Origin of the sequence: Rhodovulum sp. BSW8, from assembly GCF_003314725.1 — a bacterium.
GTDB classification, from domain to species: domain Bacteria; phylum Pseudomonadota; class Alphaproteobacteria; order Rhodobacterales; family Rhodobacteraceae; genus Rhodovulum; species Rhodovulum visakhapatnamense.
Genome location: NZ_QNVX01000032.1, coordinates 39,499 through 46,182, shown reverse-complemented (window position 1 = coordinate 46,182; position 6,684 = coordinate 39,499). Strand labels below are relative to the sequence as shown.

6 protein-coding genes, 1 tRNA gene and 1 riboswitch are annotated in these 6,684 nt (G+C 68.4%); of the genes, 4 read left to right on the top strand and 3 right to left on the bottom strand.

Translation table 11 applies throughout. The features are described 5' to 3' along the window. Positions 1–244: recombinase family protein (locus tag DSD19_RS14065; RefSeq protein ID WP_133260440.1), on the bottom strand; the 244-nt coding region annotated here is incomplete at its 3' end. 368 nt (positions 245–612) lie between these two features. Here DSD19_RS14065 and DSD19_RS14060 point away from each other — a divergent pair. Continuing rightward, positions 613–688: transfer RNA gene (locus DSD19_RS14060), tRNA-Val, on the top strand. A 441-nt stretch (positions 689–1,129) separates the two neighbouring features. On the opposite strand, the gene aroC is transcribed toward DSD19_RS14060, so the two are convergent. After that, entirely contained in the window at positions 1,130–2,230 is a 1,101-nt protein-coding gene (gene aroC, locus DSD19_RS14055; RefSeq protein WP_113670040.1) for a chorismate synthase, read from the bottom strand. Between the two features lie 135 nt (positions 2,231–2,365). After that, a riboswitch (TPP riboswitch) is annotated at positions 2,366–2,467 on the top strand. A 40-nt stretch (positions 2,468–2,507) separates the two neighbouring features. On the opposite strand from aroC, the gene thiB reads away from it, so the two are divergent. From thiB to DSD19_RS14040, 3 genes are read left to right on the top strand one after another with little or no spacing between them, the layout of a single operon-like run. Then, entirely contained in the window at positions 2,508–3,506 is a 999-nt protein-coding gene (gene thiB / locus DSD19_RS14050; protein WP_113670039.1) for a thiamine ABC transporter substrate binding subunit, read from the top strand. Continuing rightward, positions 3,482–5,053, top strand: a complete 1,572-nt coding sequence (locus DSD19_RS14045; protein ID WP_075783958.1) for a thiamine/thiamine pyrophosphate ABC transporter permease ThiP — start codon at positions 3,482–3,484, stop codon at positions 5,051–5,053. Before thiB ends, DSD19_RS14045 begins: the two co-directional genes overlap by 25 nt. Beyond that, positions 5,040–5,732 carry an ATP-binding cassette domain-containing protein gene (locus tag DSD19_RS14040; RefSeq protein ID WP_113670038.1) on the top strand — a complete coding sequence of 231 codons (693 nt, stop codon included), beginning with the start codon at positions 5,040–5,042 and terminating at the stop codon, positions 5,730–5,732. Before DSD19_RS14045 ends, DSD19_RS14040 begins: the two co-directional genes overlap by 14 nt. Positions 5,733–5,885: 153 nt before the next feature. Here DSD19_RS14040 and DSD19_RS14035 read toward each other — a convergent pair whose 3' ends face one another. Further along, the gene (locus DSD19_RS14035; protein ID WP_075783959.1) at positions 5,886–6,671 is read right to left on the bottom strand and encodes a cytochrome c1; all 786 of its coding nucleotides are present in this window, start codon (positions 6,669–6,671) and stop codon (positions 5,886–5,888) included. Positions 6,672–6,684 lie beyond the last annotated feature (13 nt).

The following is a 6,684-nucleotide window of genomic DNA, read 5'->3' as shown; positions in this document are numbered from 1 at the left end:
CAGAAAGACTGCCCAGACTACCAATCTCAAACCCGCAGACTCTCGTTATGAACGAGGGACCCAAGGGGGGCAGGTCAACCCCGCTCATCGCCTTGTCCGCGAAAACTTCGGCTACTCTCCAGTCGCGCTCCTCGCCAAGCCGTCGGCACAGCCGCACCTGATCCGGGATCGAGGCCGCCGACTGAAGATCCGTCGAATAGCGCGCGCAGATCGCCGCGCGCGGTGCCGCCGTCCGAGTCGTCATGCTCAGGCCCGGGCCCAGGCCCCGGTTGAAACACTGCGTGTTGGGTTGCGATAGGAGGATCGTGTCGCGTCTTCATGGGGGTGCGAACCACGACAAGGTCCGGCAAGACCCTATAAAGCGCGTTGAGGATGGCTTAAAATCCTGTTTTATTTATGAAATTATGGGGCTGCCCCCCACCGCCCGTACCAGTCAGGATCGGCCGCCAAGCCCCCCGAACGCGGGCACCGCCCGGGAAACCGCCCCAGCCGTGGACCACGCCCGGGCTTGCGCCATCGCGCATCACCGGCTAGACCGCGCGGCGCACCCTGTGGTGGACCGACGCCATGACGGACCATGCACATGATGCGCCAGGGCATCTTCCGCCCGGAGGGCCGATAGCTCAGGGGTAGAGCGGATGGTTTACACCCATCGACAGCGGGGGTTCAATTCCCTCTCGGCCCACCACCTGAAACCTAATCATATGAATTTAAAAATTAAGTCCGGAAATTGCTCCGCGACGGATCAATCGTGGGGCGCCTTGCGGATTTCCGGCGGCGTTTCCAGCGAGAGAATGCCGCCCCATCTCCGATAGCCCCACCCCCCCTTTGCAGCGGAGCGTGCCCCGTGCCGAACCTGACCGTCGGTGGCGGCCGCAGGCCGGACCTGGGACCCGCAAATGACAAAGATACGAAAGACGGACGTGGCGACATGCTTGCGCGACGCCTCTCCCCCATCGGCCCTCCGGCTGCAGAGCTCGCACCGGACGGCCTTCGAAACCGCCAGGCTGTCCTGCGATCACCGACAAATCGCTTTCAGAGCATGTCGCAGCCGCCATCGGCGAGGGGCGAACGCGGTTCTCGCAACACGGTCGGCCTGCCCGACCTGCGGCGAACCGCCTCCGACGCGCTAGCCGATCCGGCCCCGATTGCCGCCCACCTGACCGCGATGCAGCAGCAGATGGTCCAAGAGAACGCAGGCCGCCATCGCCTCGCCGACCGGCACCGCGCGGATGCCGACGCAGGGGTCGTGGCGTCCCCGGGTGACGATCTCGGTCTCTTCGCCCGCAACCGTCACCGTGCGCCGGGGCGTCAGGATCGACGAGGTCGGCTTGACGGCGAAGCGCACCACCACATCCTGCCCGGTCGAGATCCCGCCGAGGATGCCACCGGCATGGTTCGAGGCATAGACCGGTCCGTCGGGCCCCATGGTCATCTCGTCGGCATTCTCGACCCCGGTCAGGGCCGCGGCCGCCATGCCCTCGCCGATCTCGACCGCCTTCACGGCATTGATGCTCATCATCGCGGCCGCCAGATCGGTGTCGAGCTTGCCATAGATCGGCGCGCCTAGGCCCGCGGGCACACCCGAGGCCGCGATCTCGACCACCGCGCCGACCGAATTGCCGGCCTTGCGGAGCCCGTCAAGGTAGCTTTCCCAGTCCGACGCCGCCTGCGCATCCGGCGCCCAGAACGGGTTGCGCTCGATCTGATCGGCATCGAAACGCGCGCGGTCGATGGCATGGGGACCGATCTGCACCATGTAGCCGGTGATCTTCAGGCCCGGCGCAAGCGAAGCCAGCGCGGCCCGCGCCACGCCGCCCGCCGCCACCCGCGCCGCGGTCTCGCGCGCCGAGGACCGGCCGCCGCCGCGATAATCGCGGATGCCGTATTTCTGCCAGTAGGTGATATCGGCATGGCCGGGCCGGAACTTCTGCGCGATGTCGCCGTAATCCTTCGACCGCTGGTCGGTGTTGCGGATCATCAGCTGCACCGGCGTGCCCGTGGTCTGCCCCTCGAAGACGCCTGACAGGATCTCGACCGCATCGGGTTCCTGCCGCTGGGTGGTGAACCGGCTTTGCCCGGGCTTCCGGCGGTCGAGCCAGTGCTGCAGCATCGCCTCGTCGACCGCGATGCCGGGCGGGCAGCCATCGACCGTGGCGCCAAGCGCGGGCCCGTGGCTTTCGCCCCAGGTGGTGACGCGGAACAGATGGCCGAAGGTGTTCAGGCTCATTCTTGGCTCATGGGGACGATCTCCTTTGGCTTATGGGCATAGCCGCCGGGCGCCCGCCTCTCAAGGGGTTTGCCCAGGGCGCGCGGGACAGGACCTGAGTTTGGCTTGCGGACCGCGCGGCGGGGCGCTAGCGTGACCCTCACCTCGGGGTGCCCCATGGGGCTGAGATGCGCGACCCGCGAACCCGTTGAACCTGAACCGGTTAGAACCGGCGGAGGGAAGGCCCATGGACAGATTTCCACCCTTGCCCGTCCGCCCCCATCTTTGGAGGAGGACCATGCGTTTCACAGTATTTGCCGCTGCGCTGGCCGCGTCCGCCCTGCCCGCAGCGGCGGACGAGCGGCCCGAGCTGACCGTCTACACCTATGAAAGCTTCGTGACCGAATGGGGTCCCGGTCCGATCGTCGAAGCCGCCTTCGAAGCCCAATGCGGCTGCGATCTGACCTTCGTGCCTGCGGGCGATGGCGCGGCGCTGCTGGCGCGGCTGCGGCTGGAAGGCGACCGGACCGACGCGGATGTCGTGCTGGGGCTCGATACCAACCTCACCGCCGCCGCGGCCGAGACCGGGCTGTTCGCGCCGCATGGCCGCGACGACGCCGTGCTAGACCTGCCGGTCGGCTGGGAGGACCCGCTGTTCCTGCCCTATGACTGGGGCTATTTCGCCTTCGTCTACGACAAGACCCGCCTGCCCGAGCCGCCCGCCAGTTTCGAGGACCTGATCGCCGCGCCCGAGGATCTGAAGATCGTGATCCAGGACCCGCGCAGCTCGACCCCCGGTCTGGGGCTGCTGCTGTGGGTCAAGGCCGCCTATGGCGACCGCGCGCCCGAGATCTGGGAGGGGCTTGCGCCGCATATCCTGACCGTGACCAAGGGCTGGACCGAATCCTACGGCATGTTCATCGACGGCGAGGCCGACATGGTGCTGTCCTACACCACCTCGCCCGCCTATCACCTGATCGCCGAAGAGGACTATACCAAGGCCGCCGCCCGTTTCGACGAGGGCCATTACCTGCAGATCGAGGTGGCGGGCATCGTGGCCTCGTCCGACCAGCCGGAACTGGCACGGCAATTCCTCGACTTCATGCTGACAGAACCCTTCCAGGCGGCGATCCCCACGACCAACTGGATGTATCCGGCGGTCACTCCCGAAGCCGGGCTGCCCGCGGGCTACCAGACGCTGATCCGGCCCGAAACCGCGCTGATCTTCCCGGCGGACGAGGCAGCCGAGGTGCGGGACGAGGCGCTGGCCGAATGGCGCGACGCGCTCAGCCGCTAGGCATCGCGACCGGGCTGGGGCTGGGCGCCGCCGCAGTGACGCTGGCGCTCGCGCTTGGCACCATCGCGGCCGTCGCCTGGCGGGCGGAAGGGGCCGCCCGGCTGGGCGCTGCCGATCTGGCGGCGGTGCGCTTCACGCTTTTGCAGGCGCTGGCCTCGGCCGCGCTCAGCACCCTGCTGGCGGTGCCCGTGGCCCGGGCGCTGGCCCGGCGCCGCTTTCCCGGCAGGGGGCTTCTGATCACCCTTCTCGGCGCACCTTTCATCCTGCCCGTGATCGTCGCGGCGATGGGCCTTCTGGCCGTGTTCGGCCGCAACGGCCTTCTGTCGGCCGCCCTTGCGCCTCTTGGGCTTGGCCCCATCGACATCTACGGGCCGGGCGGCGTAGTGCTGGCCCATGTCTTCTTCAACCTGCCGCTCGCCACACGGCTGGTGCTTCAGGGCTGGCTGGCCATTCCGGCCGAACGCTTCCGGCTTGCGGCCGCGCTCGGCTTCGGCCCGGCCGCGCACTTCGCCCATATCGAACGCCCGATGCTGCGCGAGGTGTTGCCCGGCACCTTCCTTGTCGTGTTCCTGATCTGTCTGACCAGCTTCGCAGTCGCCCTGACGCTGGGCGGCGGGCCGCGCGCGACGACGGTCGAGCTGGCGATCTATCAGGCCTTCCGCTTCGATTTCGACCTCGGCCGCGCCGCCTGGCTGGCGCTGATCCAGGTCGGGGTCTCGGTCGCGGCCGCGCTGGCGGCCTTCGCCATCGCCGTGCCGGGCGCCTTCGGCCCGGGGCTCGGCCGCCCGATCCCGCAGTTTGGCACAAACGGGCGCTGGCTCCGGCTGCAGGACGGGGCCAGCCTGACGCTGGCAACGCTGTTCCTGATCCTGCCGCTTGTCATGGTGGCCTTCCGCGGCCTGCCGGGATGGGCCAGCCTGCCCGCCTCGGTCTATTCCGCCGCGCTGCGCTCGCTTGCCGTGGCGCTTGGCTCGGCCGCGCTGACACTGGCGCTGGCCCTGCCGATGGCCATCGCCATCGACCGGCTCAAGGGCCTTCGCGGCCGGGCGGTGCAGGCCGCGGGCACGCTCACCATCGCCGCTTCGCCGCTGGTGATGGGCACCGGGCTTTTCATCCTGCTTTACCCGCTGGCCGATCCGCGAATTCTTGCCCTGCCGGTCACCGCGACCGTCAATGCCGCGATGAGCCTGCCTTTCGCGCTGCGCGCCCTGGTGCCCGCCGTGGCCGAGGCCGAGCGCAACCATGGCCGCCTTGCCGACAGCCTCGGCATGGCCGGGCGCGCGCGGCTCAAGCTGATGCTGCTGCCGCGCCTCAGGCGACCCATCGGGTTCACGCTGGGGCTGTCGGCCGCGCTCTCGATGGGCGATCTGGGCGTGATCGCGCTGTTTTCCGACCCGGGCCATGCCACCCTGCCGCTGCAGCTTTACGGGCTGATGGCGGCCTACCGGATGGACAGCGCGGCCGCCGCCGCCCTGTTGCTGCTGGCCCTCAGCCTTGGGCTTTTCTGGATCTTCGACCGCGGAGGACGCGCCCATGCTGAGCCTTGAACGCCTTGCGATCCTTCAAGGCGGGTTCTCTCTCACCGCGGACCTGACGGTCGCGCCGGGGCAGATCGTGGCGCTGCTGGGCCCCTCAGGCGCGGGCAAGTCGACCATCCTCGACACCATCGCGGGCTTTCTTGCACCCGACCGGGGCCGGGTGCTCTGGATGGACACCGATCTTGGCCCGCTCGCGCCAGGCGACAGGCCGCTCTCGGTGCTCTTTCAGGACAACAACCTCTTTCCTCACCTGACCGCCGCCCAGAATGTCGGGCTCGGCCTTCGCCCCGGCCTTCGGCTCGACCGGGACCAGACCCGCGCGGTCGAAACCGCGCTCGCCCGGGTCGGGCTGGCCGGACTCGGCCCCCGGAAACCGGCGGCGCTGTCGGGCGGCCAGCGCGGCCGGGTGGCGCTGGCCCGGATGCTGTTGCGCAACCGGCCGCTGATGCTGCTGGACGAGCCCTTCGCGGCGCTCGGCCCCGCGCTCAAGGCCGGGATGCTCGATCTCGTGGCCGAACTGGCGCGCGAGACCGGCGCCACCGTCCTGTTCGTCACCCACGACCCGGCCGATGCCCGCGCCATCGCCGATCAGACGATCCTGGTCGCGGAAGGTCGCGCCCATGCGCCCCGGGCGACGGCCAAGCTTCTGGCCGACCCGCCGCCCGCGCTGCGCGCCTATCTGGGCTGATCGCGCCTTTCGCTTCTTCTTGGCGAAAATACCCATGACACGCCCGGTCCGGGGCACGGTCGGCGGCCCAATGCGCAAACCGTTGCGCAAACCGGAGTACAAACGAAAAACGCGCCCCGAAGGGCGCGTTTCCGTCAACCGGAGGTCCGGCGATCAGACGTTCTTCTTGGGCTTGTAGGGGGCCCAGAGACGCTTGTTCGTCAGATAGAGCAGCACGGTCAGCACGCCGAGGAACAGGACCGAGATCACGCCCGCCTCCTTGCGCGCCATCAGTTTCGGTTCGGCCGTCCACATCAGGAAGGCCGCAACGTCCTTGGCCTCCTGTTCCATGGTCGCCTCGGTCCCGTCGGCATATTCCACATCATCACCGAACAGCTGGGGCGGCATCGCGCTCCAGCCGGTCGAGAAGACCGAGTTCTCGTAATAAAGCGTCCCCGCCTCTTCCTTGGTCTCGTCGCTGAAGGCGAGCAGGTAGGAGGTGATGTATTCGGGTCCGCCCATGCCGTTGAAGAACTGCGACAGGCCGGTGCCAAGCGGACCGTGGAAGCCCGCCCGGGCCTTCGCCATCAGGCTCAGGTCCGGGGCGCCCGGATAGGTCGCCTCGGGGAAGTGATCCGTCGGCTTGCCGTCGCGGTAATCCTCGAGCTCGGGATCGAAGATGCTGTAGCTCGCCGCATAGGCGCGCATCGCATCGTCGCTCAGCGTCGGCCCGCCCGGCTCGGAGAGCGACCGGAAGGGCACGTATTTCAGACCGTGGCAGACCGAGCAGATCTGGGTGTAGATCTGCAGGCCGCGCTGCAGCTGAGCCTGATCGTATTTGCCGAAAGGTCCCTCGAAGGAAAACTTGTAGTCCTTCACATGGCCGCCCTCGGCGGCCCAGGCGCCACCCGCCCCCAGCGTCAGGGCGGTCAGGGCGGTGATCGTCAGTTTCTTGAACATCTTATCCGATCCC